General features: G+C 73.9%; 20 protein-coding genes. 16 read left to right on the top strand and 4 right to left on the bottom strand.

Features of this window, described 5'->3' with window-relative positions; all coding sequences use genetic code 11:
• Positions 1–13: 13 nt before the first annotated feature.
• The 7 genes from BX286_RS26595 (at position 14) to BX286_RS26625 (ending at position 8704) form a co-directional block, all read left to right on the top strand.
• A complete protein-coding gene (locus tag BX286_RS26595) occupies positions 14–1324 on the top strand; it encodes a hypothetical protein (RefSeq protein ID WP_100862762.1) in 1311 nt (436 codons plus the stop codon).
• A 12-nt stretch (positions 1325–1336) separates the two neighbouring features.
• The gene (gene dxr, locus BX286_RS26600; protein ID WP_187344195.1) at positions 1337–2599 is read left to right on the top strand and encodes a 1-deoxy-D-xylulose-5-phosphate reductoisomerase; all 1263 of its coding nucleotides are present in this window, start codon (positions 1337–1339) and stop codon (positions 2597–2599) included.
• Positions 2596–3897: an RIP metalloprotease gene (locus BX286_RS26605; RefSeq protein ID WP_079430043.1), complete on the top strand. Its 1302-nt coding sequence runs from the start codon at positions 2596–2598 to the stop codon at positions 3895–3897. Before dxr ends, BX286_RS26605 begins: the two co-directional genes overlap by 4 nt.
• 187 nt (positions 3898–4084) lie before the next feature.
• Entirely contained in the window at positions 4085–5242 is a 1158-nt protein-coding gene (gene ispG / locus BX286_RS26610) for a flavodoxin-dependent (E)-4-hydroxy-3-methylbut-2-enyl-diphosphate synthase (RefSeq protein ID WP_079430044.1), read from the top strand.
• Positions 5243–5386: 144 nt separating this feature from the next.
• Positions 5387–6232, top strand: coding sequence for a GNAT family N-acetyltransferase (locus tag BX286_RS26615; protein ID WP_185117168.1), 846 nt, complete (start codon positions 5387–5389; stop codon positions 6230–6232).
• 154 nt (positions 6233–6386) lie between these two features.
• Positions 6387–6959 (top strand): GNAT family N-acetyltransferase, encoded by a 573-nt coding sequence (locus tag BX286_RS26620; RefSeq protein WP_121017734.1) that lies wholly within the window; start codon positions 6387–6389, stop codon positions 6957–6959.
• Between the two features lie 41 nt (positions 6960–7000).
• Positions 7001–8704, top strand: a complete 1704-nt coding sequence (locus BX286_RS26625) for a proline--tRNA ligase (RefSeq protein WP_100862761.1) — start codon at positions 7001–7003, stop codon at positions 8702–8704.
• 57 nt (positions 8705–8761) lie between these two features.
• Here BX286_RS26625 and BX286_RS26630 read toward each other — a convergent pair whose 3' ends face one another.
• The 4 genes from BX286_RS26630 to BX286_RS26645 are packed head-to-tail and all read right to left on the bottom strand — an operon-like array spanning position 8762 to position 11665.
• The gene (locus BX286_RS26630; protein WP_261993515.1) at positions 8762–9712 is read right to left on the bottom strand and encodes a slipin family protein; all 951 of its coding nucleotides are present in this window, start codon (positions 9710–9712) and stop codon (positions 8762–8764) included.
• A 42-nt stretch (positions 9713–9754) separates the two neighbouring features.
• Positions 9755–10657: an aminoglycoside phosphotransferase family protein gene (locus BX286_RS26635; RefSeq protein WP_079430047.1), complete on the bottom strand. Its 903-nt coding sequence runs from the start codon at positions 10655–10657 to the stop codon at positions 9755–9757.
• A 16-nt stretch (positions 10658–10673) separates the two neighbouring features.
• Positions 10674–11144, bottom strand: coding sequence for a ferritin-like domain-containing protein (locus BX286_RS26640; RefSeq protein ID WP_167747607.1), 471 nt, complete (start codon positions 11142–11144; stop codon positions 10674–10676).
• Complete coding sequence (locus BX286_RS26645; protein ID WP_261993516.1) at positions 11141–11665, bottom strand: hypothetical protein; 525 nt, start codon at positions 11663–11665, stop codon at positions 11141–11143. The genes BX286_RS26640 and BX286_RS26645 overlap by 4 nt, the downstream gene beginning before the upstream one ends.
• Positions 11666–11867: 202 nt before the next feature.
• Between BX286_RS26645 and rimP the strand changes: the two genes are divergently transcribed.
• The 9 genes from rimP (at position 11868) to BX286_RS26690 (ending at position 24086) form a co-directional block, all read left to right on the top strand.
• Entirely contained in the window at positions 11868–12374 is a 507-nt protein-coding gene (rimP, locus tag BX286_RS26650; RefSeq protein WP_079430050.1) for a ribosome maturation factor RimP, read from the top strand.
• 2 nt (positions 12375–12376) lie between these two features.
• Positions 12377–13381 (top strand): transcription termination factor NusA, encoded by a 1005-nt coding sequence (gene nusA, locus BX286_RS26655; protein WP_079430051.1) that lies wholly within the window; start codon positions 12377–12379, stop codon positions 13379–13381.
• Between the two features lie 163 nt (positions 13382–13544).
• Positions 13545–13832 (top strand): YlxR family protein, encoded by a 288-nt coding sequence (locus tag BX286_RS26660; protein ID WP_079430052.1) that lies wholly within the window; start codon positions 13545–13547, stop codon positions 13830–13832.
• 149 nt (positions 13833–13981) lie between these two features.
• On the top strand, positions 13982–17047 hold the full coding sequence (infB, locus tag BX286_RS26665; RefSeq protein WP_079430053.1) for a translation initiation factor IF-2: 3066 nt from the start codon (positions 13982–13984) through the stop codon (positions 17045–17047).
• 163 nt (positions 17048–17210) lie between these two features.
• Positions 17211–17504: a DUF503 domain-containing protein gene (locus tag BX286_RS26670; RefSeq protein WP_079430054.1), complete on the top strand. Its 294-nt coding sequence runs from the start codon at positions 17211–17213 to the stop codon at positions 17502–17504.
• A 33-nt stretch (positions 17505–17537) separates the two neighbouring features.
• Positions 17538–17996, top strand: coding sequence for a 30S ribosome-binding factor RbfA (gene rbfA / locus BX286_RS26675; protein ID WP_079430055.1), 459 nt, complete (start codon positions 17538–17540; stop codon positions 17994–17996).
• Positions 17993–18901, top strand: a complete 909-nt coding sequence (gene truB / locus BX286_RS26680; RefSeq protein WP_079430056.1) for a tRNA pseudouridine(55) synthase TruB — start codon at positions 17993–17995, stop codon at positions 18899–18901. Before rbfA ends, truB begins: the two co-directional genes overlap by 4 nt.
• Positions 18902–19254: 353 nt before the next feature.
• Positions 19255–23001 carry a serine protease gene (locus tag BX286_RS36745; protein ID WP_187344196.1) on the top strand — a complete coding sequence of 1249 codons (3747 nt, stop codon included), beginning with the start codon at positions 19255–19257 and terminating at the stop codon, positions 22999–23001.
• A 125-nt stretch (positions 23002–23126) separates the two neighbouring features.
• Positions 23127–24086 (top strand): bifunctional riboflavin kinase/FAD synthetase, encoded by a 960-nt coding sequence (locus tag BX286_RS26690; protein WP_079430057.1) that lies wholly within the window; start codon positions 23127–23129, stop codon positions 24084–24086.
• Positions 24087–24121 lie beyond the last annotated feature (35 nt).

Consider the following 24121-nt stretch of genomic DNA (forward strand, 5'->3'; position numbering starts at 1 on the left):
GCGGGCGAGGACGATGCCGACGGCCGAGGAGGACCGGGCCAGCAGACGGCTGGCCCGGTGCGTGGCGCACCTGCTGCGCCACGCACCGCACCAGGTCGTCGCCGCCCTCCTCGACCGGCTCGACGAGCCCGTCCGCAAGTACCTGTGCCGCGACGAGTGGCTGCCCGCCGCCGCCGTCACCCTGCTGCTGCGCCACGGCACCGACGCCGACCGGCACTACATCACCCGCAACCCGCACGTGGTGGGCCGCCCCCTGCCCGGCCTGCCCGGCCCCGCGCGGTACGCCGCCCGGCCCGGGCCCGGCCCGGAACTGCTCGCCGAGGTGGGCCCCGGCCCCTTCACCACCGACCAGCTGACCGCCCTGCTGCGCCGCCACGGCCGCCGCCCCCGGATCCCGCTCACCCTGCTGCGCATGCCGCACGACCTCGACCCCGGACGGCTGCTGCGCGCCCACGCCCGCACCCCGCTGCCGGCCGGCGCCGTCGAAGCCCTGCTCCTCGCGGGCGGCCTCACCCGCGCGGAGTGCCTCGCCCTGCTCGACGCGCGCGCCGGACAGCCCTACGGGCGCCACTGGTACCGGCCCGCCGTCCGCGCCGTCCGCATGGGCCTGCTGACCTGCGACGAGCTCGTCGCCCACACCGCCCCGGCCGCCCGCACCCTGCTGCTCGGCCACCTCCCCGTCACCTCCGGCCTGCGCTGGAGCCTGCCCGAGCAGGCCGAGATGCAGTCGGCCGTCCACCGCGCCCTGCGCCCCCTGCTCGGCGAGGACCCCCGGCTGTGGGCCGAGCTGCCCCGCCGCGCCGCCGCCTTCCCCGGCACCCTGCCCGAGCTGGCCGCCGCGCTCGCCGCCGGCAGCCCGGCCGCGCCCGGTGCCGTACGGCACGACCCGGCCCTGGCCCGCGCCGTACGCCACCTCGCGCCCGAGACGGCCCCCGCCGAGCCGTCCGGGGCCTGGGAGCGCGAGCTGGCCCTGGTCAGCCTCGCCGTGCCGATGGACACCGCCGCCGAGGACGTCCGCTGGGTGCGTGACTGCCTCGACCGCTCCCTGCTCACCGGCGCCGACGTCATCCGGCACAAGGTCCCCGCCTGCTGGGCGCTGGACGAGGACCAGTGGCTCGGCGACATCGGCCACCCCGACCGCCACGACCGGCCCGCCGCCGTCCTCGCCGCCCGTGCCGAGGCCGACCGGCTCTTCGACGCGGCCCTCGGCGACGACCCGCAGGCCTGGTGGCGCGCCGCCCGCGCCCTGCCCGACTTCGCCGGCACCCTCCCCGAACTCCTCGCCCGGGTCACGGACGGGGACTCCGTGTCCAAACGCCCCTGAGGAGCGGCAACAATGGGGGGCATGAGCGACAGTCCAGCCCCCCTCGCCGACCCGCACCTCCTCTTCGACGCCGCGGCCGGCCGCCGGGACATCGTCATCCTCGGGTCGACCGGGTCCATCGGCACCCAGGCCATCGACCTCGCCCTGCGCAACCCGGACCGCTTCCGGGTCACCGCGCTCTCCGCCGCGGGCGGCCGCACCGCCCTCCTGGCGGAGCAGGCCCGGACCCTGCGGGTGCAGACCGTGGCCGTCGCCCGGGAGGACGCCGTGCCGGCCCTGAAGGAGGCGCTGAGCGCCGCGTACGGGCCCTCCGAGCCGCTGCCCGAGATCCTCGCCGGACCCGACGCGGCGACCGAACTCGCCGCCTCCCCCTGCCACACCGTCCTCAACGGCATCACCGGCTCCATCGGCCTCGCGTCCACCCTCGCCGCGCTCCGCGCGGGCCGGACCCTCGCGCTGGCCAACAAGGAGTCGCTGATCGTCGGCGGCCCGCTGGTCAAGGCGCTCGCCGCACCGGGGCAGATCATCCCCGTGGACTCCGAGCACGCGGCGCTCTTCCAGGCCCTCGCCGCCGGCACCCGCGCCGACGTGCGCAAGCTGGTCGTCACCGCCTCGGGCGGCCCCTTCCGCGGCCGCACCCGGGCGGAGCTGGCCTCCGTCACCGTCCAGGACGCCCTCGCACACCCCACCTGGGCCATGGGCCCGGTGATCACGGTCAACTCGGCCACCCTGGTCAACAAGGGGCTGGAGGTCATCGAGGCGCACCTGCTCTACGACATCCCCTTCGACCGCATCGAGGTCGTGGTCCACCCCCAGTCGTACGTGCACTCCATGGTCGAGTTCTCGGACGGCTCCACCCTCGCCCAGGCCACCCCGCCCGACATGCGCGGCCCCATCGCGATCGGCCTCGGCTGGCCCCAGCGCGTGCCCGACGCGGCCCCCGCCTTCGACTGGACCAAGGCATCCACCTGGGAGTTCTTCCCCCTGGACACCGAGGCCTTCCCCTCCGTGGGCCTCGCCCGGCACGTCGGCACCCTGGGCGGTACCGCCCCCGCCGTGTTCAACGCCGCGAACGAGGAATGCGTCGAGGCCTTCCTCGGAGGCCGGCTGCCGTTCACAGCAATCATGGATACGGTCTCCGCAGTGGTCGATGAGCACGGGACGCCGCGGACGGGAACTTCCCTCACCGTCCAGGACGTCCTCGAAGCGGAGACCTGGGCCAGGGCCCGGGCACGGGAGATGGCGGCGCGGGCCGCCGTGGAGGCGGGCGCATGACGGCTTTGATGACGGTACTCGGGGTCGTGCTCTTCGCGTTCGGCCTGCTGGTCTCCATCGCCTGGCACGAGCTCGGCCACCTCTCCACGGCCAAGCTGTTCGGCATCCGGGTGCCGCAGTACATGGTCGGCTTCGGGCCGACCATCTGGTCGCGCAGGAAGGGCGAGACCGAGTACGGCATCAAGGCCATCCCGATGGGCGGCTACATCCGCATGATCGGGATGTTCCCGCCCGGCGACGACGGCCGGGTCACCGCCCGCTCGACCTCGCCGTTCCGGTCGATGATCGAGGACGCCCGGTCGGCCGCGTACGAGGAGCTCCAGCCCGGCGACGAGAGCCGGCTCTTCTACACGCGCCGGCCCTGGAAGCGCGTCATCGTGATGTTCGCCGGCCCGTTCATGAACCTGGTCCTGGCCGTGGCGATCTTCCTCACCACGCTGATGACCTTCGGGCTGAACACCCAGACCACCGTCGTCAGCTCGGTCTCCGACTGCGTCATCCAGCAGAGCGAGAAGCGCGACAAGTGCGCCGCGGGCGACCCGGCCGCCCCGGCCAAGGCCGCCGGACTCCAGGCACAGGACAAGATCGTCGCCTTCAACGGCCGCCCGGTGAGCGACTGGTCCGTCCTCCAGAAGGACATCCGCGCCACCGTCGGCCCCGCCGTGATCACCGTCGAGCGGGCCGGCAAGCGCCTCGACCTGCACGCCAACCTGATCGAGAACAAGGTCGCCAAGACCGACGCCGCCGGCCGCTACGTCAAGGACCAGTACGTCACCGCAGGCTTCCTCGGCTTCGCCCCCGCCGTCGGCTACGTCCCGCAGACCTTCGGCCAGTCCGTCAGCCGCATGGGCGAGATGATGGAGGCCGGAGTCCAGTCCCTCGTCGACCTCCCCGGCAAGGTCCCGGACCTGTGGAACGCCGCCTTCAACGGCGCCGAGCGCAAGCAGGACAGCCCCATGGGCGTCGTCGGCGCGGCCCGCGTGAGCAGCCAGATCTTCAACCTCGACATCCCCGCCCAGTACCAGCTGGTGTTCTTCCTCAACCTGCTGGCCGGGTTCAACCTGTCGCTGTTCCTGTTCAACATGCTCCCGCTGCTCCCGCTCGACGGCGGCCACATCGCCGGCGCCCTGTGGGAGTCCGTCCGCCGCACCGTGGCGAAGGTCTTCCGGCGCGCCGACCCCGGCCCCTTCGACGTGGCGAAGCTGATGCCCGCCGCGTACGTGGTCGCGGGCGTCTTCGTCTGCTTCACGCTGCTGGTGCTCGTCGCGGACGTGGTCAACCCGATCAAGATCAACTAGCGCGGGCGGCCGGCGCGGCCGGCACGCCGCCGTGACACCGGAGCCGGGCACGCACCGTGCCCGGCTCCCTACGTTCGGGTGGCGCCGCACCCTCGGATGCGTGGGGCACGCGCGCATTGGCGTAACCTCAAAGGCCGGAGCCCGCCGATCTCGGGACCTCGATCCACACCTTGGGGTTGCACAGCAGATGACTGCCATCTCTCTCGGAATGCCGTCCGTGCCGACGAAGCTTGCCGACCGCCGGGTCAGCCGCAAGATCCAGGTCGGCTCCGTGGCCGTCGGAGGCGACGCACCCGTCTCGGTGCAGTCGATGACCACCACCCGGACGTCCGACATCGGCGCGACGCTCCAGCAGATCGCCGAGCTGACCGCCTCCGGCTGCCAGATCGTCCGCGTCGCCTGCCCCACGCAGGACGACGCCGACGCGCTCGCCGTGATCGCCAAGAAGTCGCAGATCCCGGTCATCGCCGACATCCACTTCCAGCCCAAGTACGTGTTCGCCGCGATCGACGCCGGCTGTGCCGCCGTCCGCGTCAACCCGGGCAACATCAAGCAGTTCGACGACAAGGTCAAGGAGATCGCGAAGGCCGCCGGCGACGCGGGCACCCCGATCCGCATCGGCGTCAACGCCGGCTCCCTCGACGCCCGGCTGCTCAAGAAGTACGGCAAGGCCACCCCCGAGGCGCTGGTCGAGTCCGCGCTGTGGGAGGCCTCCCTCTTCGAGGAGCACGACTTCCGCGACATCAAGATCTCGGTCAAGCACAACGACCCGGTCGTCATGGTCGAGGCCTACCGCCAGCTCGCCGCCCAGTGCGACTACCCGCTGCACCTCGGCGTCACCGAGGCCGGCCCCGCCTTCCAGGGCACCATCAAGTCCGCCGTCGCCTTCGGCGCCCTGCTCTCCCAGGGCATCGGCGACACCATCCGGGTCTCGCTCTCCGCGCCCCCGGCCGAGGAGATCAAGGTCGGCATCCAGATCCTGGAGTCGCTCAACCTCCGCCAGCGCCGCCTGGAGATCGTCTCCTGCCCGTCCTGCGGCCGCGCCCAGGTCGACGTCTACAAGCTGGCCGAGGAGGTCACGGCGGGCCTGGACGGCATGACCGTGCCGCTGCGCGTCGCCGTCATGGGCTGCGTCGTCAACGGCCCCGGCGAGGCCCGCGAGGCCGACCTCGGCGTCGCCTCCGGCAACGGCAAGGGCCAGATCTTCGTCAAGGGCGAGGTCATCAAGACCGTCCCCGAGTCCAAGATCGTGGAGACCCTCATCGAGGAGGCCCTGAAGATCGCCGAGCAGATGGAGAAGGACGGGATCGCCTCCGGCGAGCCCAGCGTCGCCATCGGCGTCTGAGTTCTCCAGGCGCCTTCGGGCCCCGGCCCCGCACCCCGCCCAGGGGCCGGGGCCGGGGCCCTTTTCGTGACCTGGGGGACGCGGCATCCCCGCGCCCCGGCGGGTACAGTGCGGAGATCAGCAGACTTGCACCGTGAGGCCCCCGTGTTGACTCAGACAACCACCCGGGTCCTTGAGCCCAGTGATCTGGACGCCGCGCTCGCCATCCTCCGACGCGAGCCGGTCGAGAACGCCTTCGTCACCTCCCGGGTCCAGGTAGCCGGACTCGACCCCTGGCGCCTGGGCGGCGAGATGTGGGGCTGGTACTCCGGCGGCGAACTGCGCTCCCTGTGCTACGCGGGCGCCAACCTCGTCCCCGTCTGCGCCGGCCCCGAAGCGGTCCGCGCCTTCGCCGACCGGGCCCGCCGCACCGGCCGCCGCTGTTCCTCCATCGTCGGCCCCGCCGAGGCCACCCGGCTGCTGTGGCAGCTCCTGGAGCCCAGCTGGGGCCCCGCCCGCGACGTCCGCGCCCACCAGCCGCTCATGGCCACCGAGCAGCCGTCCGCGGAGGTCGCGCCCGACCCGCTCGTCCGCCGGATCCGCAAGGACGAGATGGACATGATCATGCCCGCCTGCGTGGCCATGTTCACCGAGGAGGTCGGCATCTCGCCCCTGGCCGGGGACGGCGGCCTGCTCTACCAGGCACGGGTCGCCGAGCTGGTCGGCAGCGGCCGCTCCTTCGCCCGCGTCGAGAACGGCAAGGTCGTCTTCAAGGCCGAGATCGGCGCCGCCACCGCCCAGGCCTGCCAGATCCAGGGCGTCTGGGTGGCCCCCGAGTTCCGCGGCCGGGGGCACTCCGAGAGCGGCATGGCAGCCGTCGTGGAGTTCGCGCTGCGGGACGTCGCGCCCGTGGTCAGCCTGTACGTCAACGACTTCAACACCGCCGCGCGGGCCGCCTACCGGCGGGTGGGGTTCCGTGAGGTGGGGGCGTTCATGAGCGTGCTGTTCTGAGCGGGTGAGCACTCCGTTCGCGCGGCCCGGGCCGCCCGGGCGTGCGGGCGCGGATCCGGTGCGGGGGCGGCTGTGGCAACGCACCGCCGGGTGCGGCCGGTTTCGTCCGGGAAGCCGTACCGCAGCGGCCGTACCCCGCAGTATGGTCGGCCGCATGCTGCCTACCCACGGGGGCGACGACCCCGCACGGCCCGCCGGACTGCGCATCGGGCACCTCGACCTCGCCGGCCGCGTGGACGAGGCCCTGCGCGTGCAGGCCGTGGCCTTCGGGCTCAGCGAGGAGGAGGTCGGCATCCGGCGCTACATCGTCCAGCGCCACATGACCTGCCGCGGCGCCCGCGCGCTCGGCGCCTTCACCGACGACGGAGCCCTCGCCGGTTTCGTCTACGGGATGCCCAACGACCGTGCCCACTGGTGGTCCACGATCGTCGAGCCCTACCTGAGGGCCACCGGCACCGAGGACTGGCTCGACGGCTCCTTCGTGATCACCGAGCTGCACGTCCACCCCGGCTTCCAGGGCTGCGGAGTCGGCCGCGCGCTGATCACCCGGATCACCGACGGCGCCGAGGAGCCCCGCTCGATCCTCTCCGCCATCGACACCGACAGCCCGGCCCGCAGGCTCTACGGCACCCTCGGCTATCAGGACCTGGCCCGCAAGGTCCACTTCCCGAGCGCGAGCCTGCCGTACGCGGTCATGGGCGCGCCGCTGCCGCTGCGCCGGGGCTGAATTCGGTACCCGGGCACGGCAGGCCCGGATAGCCTCGCCGCATGTCAACGCAACACGTGCAGCGCATGTCCCGTCTGATGGCCAAGACCCTCCGGGAGGACCCGGCCGACGCCGAGACCCTCAGCCACCGCCTCCTCGTCCGCGCCGGCTACGTCCGGCGCAGCTCCGCGGGGGTGTGGACCTGGCTGCCGCTCGGCAAGAAGGTCCTCGACAGCGTCTCGCGCATCGTCCGCGAGGAGATGGACGCGATCGGGGCCCAGGAGGTGCTGCTGCCGGCGTTGCTGCCCAAGGAGCCGTACGAGGTCAGCGGCCGCTGGTCGGAGTACGGGGACCTGCTGTTCCGCCTCAAGGACCGCAAGGGCGCCGACTACCTGCTCGGACCCACCCACGAGGAGATCTTCACCCTCGTGGTGAAGGACCAGTGCACGTCCTACAAGGACCTGCCCGTGATGCTGTACCAGATCCAGACCAAGTACCGCGACGAGGCCCGGCCCCGGTCCGGGGTGCTGCGCGGGCGCGAGTTCCAGATGAAGGACTCGTACTCCTTCGACGTGACGGAGGAAGGACTGGCGGAGTCCTACCGGCTCCACCGCGAGGCGTACGTACGGATCTTCGAGCGGCTCGGGCTCGACCACCGGATCGTGTCGGCCGTGTCGGGTGCGATGGGCGGCTCGGCGTCGGAGGAGTTCCTGGCGCCGGCCGCGGCGGGCGAGGACACGTTCGTGGACTGCCCGGAGTGTGACTACGCGGCGAACACGGAGGCGGTGACCTTCGTGGCGGAGCCGGTCGCCGATGCCGGGGCCGGGTTCGGGCCGATGGAGGAGATCGCGACCCCGGACACGCCCACGATCGAGACCCTGGCCGCGCATCTGGGGGTTCCCGCTTCCGCCACGCTGAAGAACCTCCTGGTGAAGGTCGACGGGGAGATCACCGCAGTCGGCGTGCCCGGGGACCGGGAGGTGGACCTGGGCAAGCTCGGGGAGCACCTGGCCCCGGCGGTGGTGGAGCTGGTGACGGCCGAGGACTTCGCGGGGCGGCCCGATCTGGTACGCGGCTACGTGGGCCCGCAGGGCCTGGAGAAGGTGACCTATCTGGCCGACCCCCGGGTGGCACCGGGGACCGCCTGGGTGACCGGCGCCAACAAGGCCGACACGCACGCGCGGAACGTGGTCTGCGGGCGCGACTTCGAGGTGGACCGGTACCTGGACGTGGTCGTGGTGGAGCCGGGCGACCCCTGCCCGAAGTGCGGCGCGGGGCTGCGGCTGGACCGGGCGATCGAGATCGGGCACATCTTCCAGCTGGGCCGGAAGTACGCGGACGCCTTCGGGCTGGACGTGCTCGGCCCGCAGGGCAAGCCGGTGCGGGTCACCATGGGCTCGTACGGCATCGGTGTGTCCCGGGCGGTGGCCGCGCTGGCCGAGCAGACGGCCGACGCACGCGGGCTGTGCTGGCCGGCCGAGGTGGCCCCGGCGGACGTGCACGTGGTGGCGGCGGGCAAGGCCGTCCCGCTGGCGCTGGCCGAGCGGGCGGCGGAGGCCCTGGCGGCCGCGGGGAAGCGGGTCCTGCTGGACGACCGGGCCGGGATCTCGCCGGGGGTGAAGCTCACGGACGCGGAGCTCATCGGCGTGCCCTGGATCCTGGTGGCGGGCCGCCGGTCGGCGGACGGGGTGGTCGAGCTCCAGGACCGGCGGACGGGGGAGCGGGTGGAACTGGCGCTGGAGGAGGCCCTGGGGCGGGTGGTGTAGGGAGCACCCCTGGCCCGCGCGAGTTGCCCCGGGGTTCCCCCGTCGGTCTCGTCGTCCTCACGCCGTCGGGGGGTCCTGGGCCGGGTCCGGGGCCGTGGGGTCTTCCAGCGATGGGAGGGCGTCCCGGGGCGGAACGGCCAGGTCCAGCGGCGGCGGGGCGGCGTCCGGGGCGGGGGTGTCGGCCGGGGTCCGGGCCGCCGGGGCCGGGGTCGGGAGGGATTGCGGTGGGGCGGCGGGGGCCGCGGGGGGCGGGGCCGCGCGTTCCAGGAAGCGCAGGAGTTCCACCGGGAAGGGGAGGACGAGGGTGGAGTTCTTCTCCGCCGCGACCGCGATCACCGTCTGGAGGAGGCGCAGCTGGAGGGCGGCCGGCTGGTCCGACATCACCGCGGCCGCCTCGGCCAGCTTGTGCGAGGCCTGGAGCTCCGCGTCCGCGTTGATCACGCGGGCGCGGCGTTCGCGGTCCGCCTCCGCCTGGCGGGCCATCGAGCGCTTCATGGTCTCCGGGAGGGAGACGTCCTTGATCTCCACCCGGTCGATCTGGACGCCCCAGCCCATCGCCGGGCTGTCGATCATGAGCTCCAGGCCCTGGTTCAGCTTCTCGCGGTTCGACAGGAGGTCGTCGAGGTCGCTCTTGCCGATGATCGAGCGCAACGAGGTCTGCGCCATCTGGGAGACGGCGAAACGGTAGTCCTCCACCGCGATGATCGCGCTCGCCGGGTCGACCACCTTGAAGTAGACGACCGCGTCCACGCGGACCGTGACGTTGTCCCGGGTGATGCCCTCCTGGGCCGGGATCGGGAGGGTGACGATCTGGAGGTTCACCTTGTGCAGGCGGTCCGCCACCGGAAGGATCATCGTGAAGCCGGGCGGCCGGACCCCCTCGCGGAGCCGCCCGAAGCGCAGGACGACGCCCCGCTCGTACTGCTTCACCACCCGTGCGGCAGCGCCCAGGTACACCGCTACGCCCGCGGCGGCGGCGATCCCCGCTGTCAGCAGTTGCTCGACCATGACGGCCCCCTGCCGGACATACACCTTTTACTAAGGTATGCCCTACAGCCAGGCCGCGAACTCCAGCAGGAGCTCCGCGTCCCGCCGCCGGCCGGCGGCCAGGGCGCGCACCCCGGACTCCACCGCCCGGAACACCGTCCAGCCCCGCAGCCGCTCCCGGTCCACCTCCAGGGAGTCGGCGAGCTTGTTCACCCGCCGGCGCGCCCCGGAAGCTCCCGTCGACGAGGCCACCTGGTCCTCCAGCCGGTCCCGCACCAGCCGGGCCAGGTCGTAGGCCCGCTCGCCGACCACCGGGTCCGGGCCCACCGTCAGCCAGGGCGCCCGTTCGCCCGCCAGCACCTTGCCCTGCCGGAAGTTCCCGTGCAGGAGGAGTTCCTCGGGCGGCTGCGCGGTCAGCTCCGTGCGCAGGGCCAGGGCGGTGTCGACGAGGGCCCGGGCCTCCGGGGGTGCCGAGCGCAGGGCCTCGGACTGCGCGGCCGTGCGTGCGGCCACCGTCTCGAAGGGGTGGCCGGCCGGCGGGCGCACCCAGAGGCGACGCAGCGTGCCGCAGGCCTCCAGCAGGGCCTTGGCCTCCGGGAGCGAACGCAGGGAGACGTCCGCGTGCAGCCGCTCCAGCAGGAGGGCGCCGTCGTCCTCGTGGTGGCGCGAGTCCAGCACCCGGACCGCACCGAAGCCGCCCCAGTGGGCCAGGGCGGCCAGTTCCCGGTCCGGCCGGGCGGCCGGCGGCGCCAGCTTCAGGGCCGCCGGGGTGCCGTCGGCGTAGCGGACCAGGATCACCAGGCTGCTGCGGCCGCCCGGGGCCAGGGCCCGCTGGGCCTCCACGTCCCGCCGCTCCAGCGCCTCCTTGGCGAGCTCGGGCAGCCGCTCCAGCCACTGCGTGTCCTGCGCTGTCCGCGGCAGCTCGCCGAGCGCCCGTACGAGCCGCTGCGGCGGTTCGAAAGCCATGCGTGCGTGATCCCTTTCAGCTGGTACGGGCCCCCTCCGAGCGTTCGGTGAGCCCAGGGAAGGCTACGCCGACACCGCGCCAGCGCGCCGCGCGCACGGCCGCGGCGCTCAGTGCGTCAGCCGCGTCACGGCGCAACTGGCCGTCCGCCGCCCGGACGAGGTCCGAGTAGGCGCCCGCCACCCGGTCCTCGATGTCGGCGGCCAGCCGCTCGGCGTCGTCCGGGGAGCGCACCTCGAACGGCAGGGCGTACGCGGGCTCGGACGGCCGGGGCGCGCCGCCCAGCTCCCGCACCGTCCGGGTGAGCCGGTCGCGGCGGGAGACGTGGTGGCCGTAGGCCTCGCGGGCCTCGGTGGCCCGGGCGGGCGCGATCCGGGCGCCGATGACCCCGTACCCGTAGGTCGCCGCGTGCTCGGCGGCCAGCGCCGCCTGGGCGGCCTGCAGGGCGCGGCCGCCGGGGGCGGGGGAGGGCTTCACGGCGGGGTTCACGAGGCGGCTCCCGGGTTCGAGGTCAGCAGGTAGGCGTGGACGGCCCCGCAGGCCGCCACCGAGGCCAGCATCCGGGCCAGCTCCCCGGGGGCGCCGGCCAGGGCGATGGTGCGGGCCTCCGACAGGCTGCGCTCGGCGTCCGCGAGCGCGCTCAGCGCCTCGGCCGGCTTCGCCGGGACCTCCGCCCGCCCGGCCGCCGGCACGCTCGGGGTGGGGGAGGCGGACGGGGAGGGGGACGCCGGCCGGGAGGGGGCCGGGCCGGCCTTCGGGGTGGTGAGGGCGAGGGCCTTGGCGTGCGCGGCGACGGCCGCCCGCAGCGGTGTCAGCCGTTCGGCCAGATCGGGGTGGACGGCCGCGGTGGCGTCGTAACGTTCCAGCAGCCGCTCGCTGTCACGGACGGCACCCTCCCGCATCCGCCGTTCGAGTGAAACCGTCTGGTCCGCGCCGGCCGGGTGTCCCCCGCCGGAACACCCGGTGACCAGCGCGGACCCGGCCGCTGCGACGGCGGCTCCGGCGAGCACGCTCCTGCGTGAGGGCGAGGGCCTCGAAGGCAAGGTCCAGGGCACGGTGACGTCCTCGGGGTGATGACGGGACAAGGTGTGATCACGGTACCCGGGGGTCCGCCCGGCGGCGCGGACGGCAACACCCTCCGCGACCGGATACCCTTTGACCTGACACGCGACGGAAAACCACAACAGCACACGCGGCCGAGGAGTCACCCGGATGAGCACCACCCAGAGCGACAGGCTGCGCGGACTGCTGGAGCCGCTCGTCGCCGCCAAGGGCCTGGACCTCGAGGAGATCGAGCTTTCCAAGGCGGGCAGGCGCCGGATGCTGAGGATCGTCGTGGATTCCGACGAAGGCGTGGAGCTGGACGCCTGCGCCGAGCTGAGCCGTGAGGTCTCCGACGCGCTCGACGCCTCCGACGTGATGGGCGAGGACGAGTACGTCCTCGAAGTCAGCTCCCCGGGCGCGGACCGCCCCCTCAGCGAGCACCGCCACTACCTGCGGGCCACCGGCCGTCTCGTGAAGTTCCAGCTGACCGCCGAAGGCGGGGGCGGGGAACTGGTCGCCCGCATCCTCGGCGTCGACGACGAGGGCATGGACCTCGAAGTCCCGGGCGTGAAGGGCCGCAAGGCGACCGCCCGCCGCATCGCGTTCACCGACATCGCCAAGGCGCGTGTCGAGATCGAGTTCAACCGCAAGGACAAGAAGGAAGAGGAGGCGTAGCCGTGGACATCGACATGAGTGCCCTGCGGGGTCTGGTCCGGGAGAAGGAGATCTCCTTCGACCTGCTCGTCGAGGCGATCGAGTCGGCCCTCCTCATCGCGTACCACCGCACCGAGGGCAGCTTCCGCCGCGCCCGGGTGGTGCTGGACCGTACCAACGGCCACGTGGTCGTCTGGGCGACGGAGGACCCGCGCGATCTCGAGGAGGGGCAGGAGCCCAAGGAGTTCGACGACACCCCGTCGGACTTCGGCCGGATCGCCGCGACGACCGCCAAGCAGGTGATCCTCCAGCGTCTGCGCGACGCCGAGGACGACCTGACCTTCGGCGAGTTCGCCGGCCGTGAGGGCGACGTCATCACCGGCGTCGTGCAGCAGGGCAAGGACCCCAAGAACGTCCTGGTCGACATCGGCAAGCTGGAGGCCATCCTGCCGGTGCAGGAGCAGGTCCCCGGCGAGGAGTACCCGCACGGGCTCCGCCTGAAGGCGTACGTCGTGCGCGTGGCGAAGGGTGTCCGCGGCCCGTCCGTGACCCTGTCGCGCACCCACCCGAACCTGGTGAAGAAGCTCTTCGCCCTGGAGGTCCCGGAGATCGCCGACGGCAGCGTCGAGATCTCCGCGATCGCCCGCGAGGCCGGACACCGCACCAAGATCGCGGTCCGGTCCACCCGTTCGGGCCTGAACCCGAAGGGCGCCTGCATCGGCCCGATGGGCAGCCGCGTGCGCAACGTGATGGCCGAACTGCACGGCGAGAAGATCGACATCGTCGACTGGTCGGACGACCCGGCGGAGATGGTCGCGAACGCCCTGTCACCCGCTCGGGTGAGCAAGGTCGAGGTCGTCGACTGGGACTCGCGCTCCGCGCGGGTGACCGTCCCCGACTACCAGCTGTCGCTGGCCATCGGCAAGGAGGGCCAGAACGCCCGCCTCGCCGCGCGGCTCACCGGCTGGCGCATCGACATCCGGCCGGACACCGAGCCGGCGTCCGACGCGGACGCCGACCGGGACTGACCGGAAACGGCGCCCCCGGCGGGAATAAATGACTACCGGCCGACCGTTTCTGGCCGGTAGACAGGGGGGTCCTCGTTGTCCGAGGACCCTCGTGGATCACAACGACATCCGTTCGATTTTTCGCCTGAAGGGGTGAGGTCGGTACGGGGAGGTAGACTTAGGCGTGTCTGGCCGGACGCAAGCCCGCGCATGCCCCGAACGCACCTGTGTCGGGTGCCGGGAGCGAGCGGCCAAGAACGATCTGCTGCGCATCGTGGCGATCGGGGACGAATGCGTCCCCGATCCTCGCGGTACGCTGCCCGGCCGGGGTGCGTACGTGCACCCTGCCGTGGTCTGCCTCGACCAGGCGGTCCGCCGCCGGGCGTTCCCCCGGGCCCTGCGGTCCGCCGGACCGCTCGACACGGAGGGTCTGCGCACGGTCCTGGCAGACCGGGCCGTGGCGACACCGTAAGAAAGAAGTACGGCACGGATACCCCGTGCGGTCAGGTACCTCGCGAGTTGGAAGTAGGTCGAGATTGCGATGAGCACTCGATGAGTACGCGATGAGTACGCCCATGAAGTAGCGACGGTCCGGCGTAACCCGGACCTAAAAGGAGCGAAGTGGCTAAGGTCCGGGTATACGAACTCGCCAAGGAGTTCGGGGTTGAGAGCAAGGTCGTCATGGCCAAGCTCCAAGAACTCGGTGAATTCGTCCGTTCGGCGTCCTCGACGATCGAGGCGCCGGTTGTACGCAAGTTGACTGACGCACTGCAGGGGCCCGGCGGCAACGCCGGCAAGTCCGCTGCGAAGCCCGGCGCGCCCCGCAAGGCCGCGCCCGCCAAGCCCGCGGCGCCCTCCCCGGCGACCGCGGCACGTCCTGCCCCGAAGCCCGGCGCACCGGCCCCCAAGCCGGCCGCTGCCGAGGCCCCGGCGGCTCCCGCCCCGGTGACTCCGGCCGCTCCCGGCCCGCGTCCCGGCCCCAAGGCTCCGGCCGCCCCGAAGCCCGCTCCGGCGGCTCCCGTGGCGACCGAGTTCTCCGCGCCCCCGGCCGCCCCCGCGCGTCCGGCCGCGTCCCCCGGCCCCCGTCCGGCGCAGCAGCGTCCGGCCGGCCCGGGTCAGGGCGGCGCGCGTCCCGGCGCCCCGCGTCCGGCCGGCGCCACCCCCGGTGCCCAGGCCCCGCGTCCGGGTGCTCCGGCTCCGCGTCCGCAGGGCGCCCGTCCGGCCGGTCCCCGTCCGGGCAACAACCCGTTCACGTCCGGCGGCTCCACCGGTATGGCGCGCCCGCAGGCGCCCCGTCCGGCCGGCGCCCCGCGTCCCGGTGCCCCCGGCGCCGGCGGCCAGGGTGCCCCGCGTCCGCAGGGCGGCCCCGGCGGCGCCCCGCGCCCGCAGGGTCCCGGCGGCGCCCGTCCGACCCCGGGCGGCATGCCCCGTCCGCAGGGCGGCGCTCCGCGTCCGGCCCCGGGCGGCAACCGTCCGAACCCCGGCATGATGCCGCAGCGTCCCGCTGCCGGCGGTCCCGGTCCCCGTCCCGGCGGCGGTCCCCGCCCCGGTCCGGGCGGCGCAGGCCGTCCCGGCGGTCCGGGTCGTCCCGGCGGCGGCTTCGCCGGCCGTCCGGCCGGTCCGGGCTCGCGTCCGGCCGGTGGCGGCTTCGGCGGCCCGCGTCCGGGTGGCGGCGGCTTCGGCGGCGGCCCGGCCGGCGCCGGTGGCGGCGGTCGTCCCGGCTTCGGCGGTCGTCCCGGCGGCCCGGGTGCCCGTGGTGGCACGCAGGGTGCCTTCGGCCGTCCCGGCGGGCCCGCCCGTCGCGGTCGCAAGTCGAAGCGTCAGAGGCGCCAGGAGTACGAGGCCATGCAGGCCCCGTCCGTGGGCGGCGTGATGCTGCCCCGCGGCAACGGCGAGACCGTTCGCCTGTCGCGCGGTGCGTCCCTCACCGACTTCGCGGAGAAGATCAACGCCAACCCGGCGTCGCTGGTCGCGGTCATGATGAACCTCGGCGAGATGGTCACTGCCACGCAGTCCGTCTCCGACGAGACCCTCCAGCTCCTCGCCGACGAGATGAACTACACCGTTCAGATCGTCAGCCCGGAGGAGGAGGACCGCGAGCTGCTCGAGGGCTTCGACATCGAGTTCGGCGAGGACGAGGGCGGCGAGGAATTCCTCATGCCGCGTCCGCCGGTCGTGACCGTCATGGGTCACGTCGACCACGGTAAGACCCGCCTGCTCGACGCCATCCGCAAGACGAACGTCGTCGCGGGCGAGGCCGGTGGCATCACCCAGCACATCGGTGCCTACCAGGTCTCCACCCAGGTCAACGACGAAGACCGTCGCATCACCTTCATCGACACCCCGGGTCACGAGGCGTTCACCGCCATGCGTGCCCGTGGTGCCAAGTCGACCGACATCGCGATCCTCGTGGTCGCGGCCAACGACGGCGTCATGCCGCAGACGATCGAGGCGCTCAACCACGCCAAGGCCGCCGGCGTCCCGATCGTCGTCGCGGTCAACAAGATCGACGTCGAGGGTGCCGACCCGGTCAAGGTGCGCGGTCAGCTCACCGAGTTCGGTCTGGTCGCCGAGGAGTACGGCGGCGACACGATGTTCGTCGACATCTCCGCCAAGCAGGGTCTGCACATCGACTCCCTGCTGGAGGCCGTCGTCCTCACCGCCGACGCCTCCCTCGACCTGCGCGCCAACCCCGAGCAGGACGCTCAGGGTATTGCGATCGAGTCCCACCTCGACCGTGGCCGCGGTGCCGTCGCCACCGTCCTCGTCCAGCGCGGTACCCTCCGCGTCGGCGACACGATGGTCGTGGGCGACGCCTACGGCCGCGTGCGCGCCATGCTCGACGACAAGGGCAACAACGTCGAGGAAGCGGGTCCGTCGACCCCCGTCCTGGTCCTGGGTCTCACCAACGTCCCCGGCGCCGGCGACAACTTCCTCGTCGTCGACGAGGACCGCACCGCCCGTCAGATCGCCGAGAAGCGTGCTGCGCGTGAGCGCAACGCCAACTTCGCCAAGCGCGTCCGCCGGGTGTCCCTGGAAGACCTCGACTCGGTCCTCAAGGCCGGTCTGGTCCAGGAACTCAACCTCATCATCAAGGGCGACGCGTCCGGTGCGGTCGAGGCCCTCGAGTCCTCGCTGCTCCAGCTCGACGTCGGTGAAGAGGTCGACATCCGCGTCCTGCACCGCGGTGTGGGTGCGGTCACCGAGTCGGACATCTCGCTGGCGATGGGCTCCGACGCCATCGTCATCGGTTACAACGTCCGCGCGGCCGGCCGTGCCGCGCAGATGGCGGACCGCGAGGGCGTCGACGTCCGGTACTACTCGGTGATCTACCAGGCCATCGAGGAGATCGAGGCGGCCCTGAAGGGTCTGCTCAAGCCGGAGTACGAAGAGGTCGAGCTCGGCACGGCGGAGATCCGCGAGATCTTCCGCTCGTCCAAGCTGGGCAACATCGCCGGTGTCCTGGTCCGCTCGGGCGAGGTCAAGCGCAACACCAAGGCGCGGCTCCTGCGCGATGGCAAGGTCATCGCCGAGAACCTCACCATCTCGGGTCTGCGCCGCTTCAAGGACGACGTCACCGAGATCCGCGAAGGCTTCGAGGGCGGTATCAACCTCGGCTCCTTCAACGACATCAAGATCGACGACGTCATCGCGACGTACGAGATGCGCGAGAAGCCCCGCGCGTAAGCGCGAGGCGGTTCGCACCGTGTCGTAGGCAGCTGTAACACCGGGGCCGGTCGGCGGAATATCCGTCGATCGGCCCCGGCCGTTGCGTGTACGGTTCTGGTGACCCTGCCGAGCGACGGCCGGCAGGCCACCGAACCCGCACCGGCGGGATATCCGGAACTGCATGTACGTGGGGACTCTGTCCTTCGATCTGCTCCTCGGCGACGTCCATTCGCTGAAGGAGAAACGCTCCGTCGTCCGGCCCATCGTCGCCGAGCTCCAGCGCAAGTTCGCCGTGAGCGCGGCCGAGGTGGGCGACCAGGACCTGCACCGCAGGGCCCGCATAGGGGTCGCCCTGGTGAGCGGGGACGCGGGGTTCGTATCGGACGTACTGGACCGCTGCGAGCGGCTGGTCGCGGCGCGTCCGGAAGTGGAGCTGCTGTCCGTCAGGCGGCGGTTCCACGGTGATGAAGACTGATTGCTTGTCTGCAAGGAAGAAGGAGACGGACCAGTGGCCGACAATGCGCGGGCGAAGAAGCTGGCGGACCTCATCCGGGAGGTGGTGGCGCAGAAGCTGCAGCGTGGAGTCAAGGACCCCCGCCTCGGCACGCACGTGACCATCACCGACACCCGGGTCACCGGCGACCTGCGGGAGGCCACGGTCTTCTACACGGTCTACGGCGACGACGAGGACCGGGCCAGCGCGGCAGCGGGCCTGGAGAGCGCCAAGGGCGTACTGCGTTCCGCGGTCGGCCGGGCGGCGGGGACCAAGTTCACGCCCACCCTGACCTTCGTCGCGGACGCCCTCCCGGAGAACGCCAAGACCATCGAGGACCTCCTCGACAAGGCGCGCGCCTCCGACGCCCAGGTGCGCGAGGTCTCCTCCGGCGCCCAGTACGCCGGTGAGGCCGACCCGTACAAGAAGCCCGATGAGGACTCCGACGACTCCGAGGACACAGCCGCGGAATGAGCACCAACGCAGGGAAGACTCCGGACGGCCTTGTCATCGTCGACAAGCCGTCCGGCTTCACTTCGCACGACGTGGTCGCCAAGATGCGCGGGATCGCCAAGACCCGCCGCGTCGGCCACGCCGGCACCCTCGACCCCATGGCGACGGGCGTGCTCGTCCTCGGCGTCGAGAAGGCCACCAAGCTCCTCGGCCACCTCGCGCTGACCGAGAAGGAATACCTCGGGACGATCCGCCTCGGGCAGTACACCCTCACGGACGACGCCGAGGGCGAGATCACCCGGTCCGCCGACGCCTCCGGGGTCACCCGGGAGGCCGTCGACGCGGGCATCGCCAAGCTGACCGGCGACATCATGCAGGTCCCGTCCAAGGTCAGCGCCATCAAGATCAAGGGCGTGCGTTCCTACAAGCGCGCCCGCGACGGCGAGGACTTCGAGATCCCGGCCCGCCCGGTGACCATCTCGTCGTTCCAGGTGTACGACATGCGGGAGGCGGAGGCCGAGGACGGCACCAAGGTCGTCGACCTGGTCGTCTCCGTCGTCTGCTCCAGCGGCACCTACATCCGGGCCCTCGCCCGCGACCTGGGCGCCGACCTGGGCGTCGGCGGCCACCTCACGGCGCTGCGGCGCACCCGGGTGGGCCCGTACAAGCTCGACAAGGCGCGCACGCTGGACCAGCTCCAGGAGGAGCTGACCGTCATGCCGATCGGCGAGGCGGCCGCGGCCGCGTTCGCGCGCTGGGACCTGGACGCCCGGCGGGCCTCGCTGCTCGCCAACGGCGTGCGGATCGAGATGCCCGACGAGTACCAGGACGGCCGCACCGTGGCCGTCTACGGGCCCCAGGGCCAGCTGCTCGGGCTCGTGGAGAGCAAGGGCGGCAAGGCGAAGTCCCTGGCGGTCTTCGTCTGAGCAGCCGCCGTCCGGGAGGCTCCTCGTCCGACGTGGAGCGGTGAGCGCACACGGAGCGCCGCTCACCGCTCCACGACCCCCCTCGGGTAGGTCTCTATCCACCCGGAGCCGATTGTTCACTCGACCGAGCAGGCGCTCGGAGTGAACGGAGGGAGCGTAAGGGGGCGCTTTCGGCCCGCGCGCTTTTCGTCCCGATCTTCACTTGCCTACCGTCATGACCACGGGTCCCGTGGCGGGGGAGTGGTGCGGCGTTGTCGGACGAGGTCACAGGTGGTGCGGGGAGCGCCGGGGCGGCCCCCTGGGGAGCCGCGGGGTACGCGGGAGGCGAGGAGCGCGCGGAGTACCCGGGAGGCGTGGAGCACCCCGGGGGCCTGGAGCACCCCGCGCCCGCGGAGCCGGTGGAACTCGTCACGATCCGGGACCCGGCCGGACGGACCCGCGGCAGTGGCTTCGTCGCCGACGACCGCGGGACGGTGCTGACCGCCCACGAGGCCGTCGAGGGTCTGGAACGGGTCGTGCTGCACGCGCCCGGCGAGCGGACCTGGCGGACCGACGCCGCGGAAGTGACCCTCCTGCCCGAGCTCGGGCTGGCGCTGGTCCCGAGCGACGGACTCGGGGCGCGGCCGGTGCCGGTGGCCGTGCGCGGGACCATCCCCTCCGGAACGTACGTACGCGTCCCCGCGCGGGGCTGGCGCCAGGCCCGGGTGCTCGGGGCGGGCGCGGACGTCGGCCACACCGCGGGCGGGCGCCGGATGGTGCTGCCCGCCACCGTGGAGCTGGCGATCGGCACGGACGGCCGGGACGCACTCCTGCTGGGTGGCGAGGCCTGCGGGGGGCCGGTCCTCGACGCGGAGACCGGAGCGGTGCTCGCGGTACTGGGCACCGCTCTCACCGCGGAGCGGCGCTCCGGCAACTTCGCCGTCCCCCTGCGCGCGGCCGCCGCCATCACCCCCGGAGGCCCCCTCGCGGCCCTGCTGGAGCGCAACGGCGCCACCGTCCCCGGGTACGGGGCCGAGCTCAACCTGGCGGGGGCGCTGGAGCTGACCGCGACCACCGTCGGCTCGGCGTTCCCCCCGGCGGCCCGCACCGGGCCGGAACCCGTGGCACGGCCCGCCATCGCCGCCGGGCTGGCCGCCTTCACCGCCGGGCAGGACCTCGTCCTCGGGCTCGTCGGCGACCCCGGCACCGGCCGCACCACCGCCCTCGCCGCCCTGGCCGCCGACCGGGCCCGCGGCCCCCGCCCCGCCCCCACCCTCTGGCTGCGCGGCGCCGACCTACGGGCCGACGACACCTCCCTGGCCGACGCCGTGACCCGGGCGCTCGCTGAGGCCGTCCGCATCGTCACCGCGGGCGGCGCCCCGGCAGCGGCGGCGCGGGAGCCGGCCGCCGAGGGGACGGCGGAGCGCGTGGCCCGGCTGGCGGGGGCGGCCGGGCGGGCGCTGCTGGTCGTGCTGGACGCCCCCGAGGAGATGCCGCCCGCCCTGGCCCACCGGCTCGCGCCGTGGACGGTGTCCACCGCCGCCTGGCTGTGCGGCACCGGCGCCCGGCTGGTGGTCGCCGCCCGGCCCGAGCACTGGGAGCGGGCCGGCGCCCTCTACCCGCCGGAGCTGCTGCACACCCCGCAACGCTCCGCCCCGCGGCTGCCGCCCGCGCTGCCCGTCGGGGACTTCACCCCGGCGGAGGCGGACGCGGCCCGGGCCCGCCTGGGCGTCCCGGCCGGCGCGGTACGGGAGGCGGACGCCCGCCACCCCCTGACCCTCGGCCTGCTCGCGGGAATCCGCGCCGCCGGGGTCACGGAGGGCCGCCCGACCCGTGACGAGGTCTTCGCCGCCCACCTGGACCTCCTGTGCCTGCGGGTGGCCCTGCGCATCACGACCGCCGCGCGCTCCAGCGACACCCGCCCGCCGGGCCCCGGCCCGGACGGCGGCGGCGCCGGCCTGGCCGGGCAGGCGGCGTCGGGGGCGTGGGCGGAGGCCCCCGGACCGGACGGGGACCGGCCCACGGGCTCGTGGTCCGCAGCGGACTGGTCCGCGGGCTCGTGGTCCGGAGCGGACTGGTCCGCGGGCTCGTGGCCGGGCGGGGACCGGTCCGCGGGCTCGTCCTCGGGGACGGACGGCTCTTCGCCCACGTGGCCGGGCGGACACCCCTCCGCACCCTCCCGCCCCGGCGCCGGCCGGCCCACCGGCCCCCGCCCCGGTGCGGACCCGTCCGGCGGCCCGGGGACCGCCGGGGGCGGGCAGCCGCCCGGCGGGGTGTACGGCCCCGGGGTGCGGCGGCTCGCCGCGCGCGTGGCCGGGCGGGTGCACGAGGCCGCGCGGCGGTGTCTGGGGCCCGGGCAGGGACAGCTCGACCGGGCCGCCTTCGAGGAACTGTTCCCCTGGCGCACCGGCTGGGCCTCAGCCGTCCTCACCGAGGGCCTCCTCGTCCCCGCCGGCCCCGGCTACCGCTTCGCCCACGAGGAGCTCTCCGACTGGCTCCAGGCCTGCCACCTCGACGTCCCCGGCGCCCTCGACTCCCTCGTCCACTCCGGCCCCGCCGTACCCGGCCCGCCCGTGCCCCGGCACCGGATCGGGCCCGTCCTCGAAGCCCTCCGCCGGCTTCCCGGCGCCGGGAAGGCCGAGGAGCAGGCCCGGCTGGTCGACGCCCTGAACGCCTTCGCCGAGGCCCCGCCGGGGGAGGTGCACCCCGACCGCGTCTGGTGGGCCGCCCGGCTCCTGCGCGGGGCCCTGCTCAGCGCCCCTGACGCCACCGCCCACCTGCCCGTCCTGCACGCCCTCGCCGAGCACGTGACCCGGACCGGCGCGCAGGACTTCGGCGGCTGGTTCTGGAACCGGCTCCGGCTGCCCGAGTCCGACCGGCTCGACCTCCTGCGCCGCCTGCTGCCCTCCGACCACCGCTACCTCGAGGCCGCCGGACGCCGCCTCGCCCGCGCCCCGCAACTCGTCCTGTCCCTCCTCTGCGCCTGGTTCACCGACGAACGCCGACTGCGCGGCCGCCCCGGAGCCACCGTGGCCACCGCCGCCCAGGCGCTCCTGCACACCCACCGCGGCCTCGCCCTCGACGACCTCACCGAAGCCCTCGTCGACGCCGCCCACCCCCGCGCCGACGAACTCCTCGCCGTCCTCGCCGAGGACGAACCCTCCGCCCTGTCCCGCGCCGTCGACCGCTGGGCCCACGACGAGCGCCCCGGCCGGCGGGTGGCCGCCGCCGCGTACGGGCTGGCCACCGCCCCGCACGTCCGCACCCCCGCCGACCGGGAGCTGCTGCGCTACGCCGCCGAGGCGCTCCTCGGTCGCCCCGGCGACCTCCCCCTGCACGGCAGCGCCCTCGGGATGCTGCTGCGCGACCCGCAGGCCCGCGCCCGCCACCTCACCGACGCCCTCGACTGCTTCCGCGACCCCGGCCGCGGCTCCCGGCTGCCCGCCTCCGCCCTGGTCGCGGCCCTGCCCGTACTGCCCGACCCGGACGCGGTGTTCGACGCCCTGCGGGCCCGCGCCGACGGGGAGGTACTGCGCGCCCTGGCCGCGCTGACCACCCCCCTGCTGGCCCGCCGCGCCGGTGACCTCGTACGGGAGCACCTCGCGCGGCACCCCGAGGACGCCCCGCACGCCGCCGCCTTCGTCGACCGGCGCCTGGAGCAGGGCCCGGCCGCCGCACCCGTGCTGCGCCCGCTGGTCCTGGGCCTGCTGCGGACCGCCCCGCCGCCCGTACGGGCCGCGCTGGCCGGCGTACTCGCCCCGCCCGGCGGGGAGCCCGGCTCCGCGCTGCGGGCCGAGCTGGCCGAGACCCTGCTGCGCGAGGAGCCCGATCCGCAGGTGCTCGGCGCCTTCCTGACGGCCCTCGCCGCCGCGACCAGCGCCCGGCCCGAGGAGCGGACCCGCGAACTGCTCCGCCGCACCGGCCGGCAGCTGCTGCGGACCCCGGGCGGACCCGAGGTGTTCGAGCAGCGCATCGTGGAGCTGGTCCGGGCCGACCCGGTCTTCGGGGCGCTGGTGGCCCGCTGGCTCGCCGAGTCCGGGGCGGAGGCCGCGGCACTGCTCGGGCCGGGCGCCCGCCGTACCGTGGAGACCCTCAGCCGGTCCGCGCCGGACGTCACCTGAGCCGGCCCGGGCGGCGGCGCTCCCGGACTCCGATGCGGGGACCCGGCCACCGGCATGGCAGTCTTAGACCTGCAATCGGCAATCCGGTACAGGGACTACAAGGATTCGGGCGAGGAGCGGTCACAGTGCAGCGCTGGCGTGGCTTGGAGGACATCCCCCAGGACTGGGGACGCAGCGTCGTCACCATCGGCTCCTACGACGGTGTGCACCGCGGACACCAGCTGATCATCGGACGGGCCGTGGCGAAGGCCCGCGCCCTGGGCGTGCCCTCGGTCGTCGTGACCTTCAGCCCGCACCCGAGCGAGGTGGTCCGCCCCGGCAGCCACCCGCCGATCCTGGCCCCGTACGACCGCCGCGCCGAACTGATGGCCGGCCTCGGCGTCGACGCGCTGCTGATCCTGCCCTTCACGGCGGAGTTCTCCCAGCTGTCCCCGGCCGACTTCATCGTCAAGGTCCTGGTCGACAAGCTGCACGCGCGCGCCGTCATCGAGGGCCCGAACTTCCGCTTCGGCCACCGGGCCGCCGGGAACGTCGACTTCCTGCGCGAGCTGGGCTCCACCTACGACTACGAGGTCGAGGTCGTGGACCTGGTCGAACGCGGCGAGGCGGGCGGCGGTGTGCCGTTCTCCTCCACCCTGGCCCGCCGGCTCGTCGCCGAGGGGGACATGGAGGGCGCCGCCGAGATCCTGGGCCGCCCCCACCGGGTCGAGGGCGTCGTGGTGCGCGGTGCGCAGCGCGGGCGCGAACTCGGCTACCCCACGGCCAACGTGGAGACGGCGCCGCACACCGCGATCCCGGCCGACGGGGTCTACGCGGGGTGGCTGACGGCGGACGGCGAGCGGATGCCGGCGGCGATCTCGGTCGGCACGAACGTGCAGTTCGACGCGACCGAGCGGACCGTGGAGGCGTACGCGATCGACCGCGTCGGGCTCGACCTGTACGGCAAGCAGGTGTCGGTGGACTTCCTCGCGTACGTGCGCGGGATGGCGAAGTTCGAGTCGCTCGACGGGCTGCTGGAGGCCATCGCGGACGACGTGAAGCGGGCGCGCGCCCTGACGGACGCCTTCGACACGGCACGCCGCTAGCCCGTCAGCCCCTGTCATACCGGAGGGCCCCTACC

The sequence above is a fragment of the Streptomyces sp. 3211.6 genome (assembly GCF_003634815.1).
Lineage (GTDB): Bacteria > Actinomycetota > Actinomycetes > Streptomycetales > Streptomycetaceae > Streptomyces > Streptomyces katrae_A.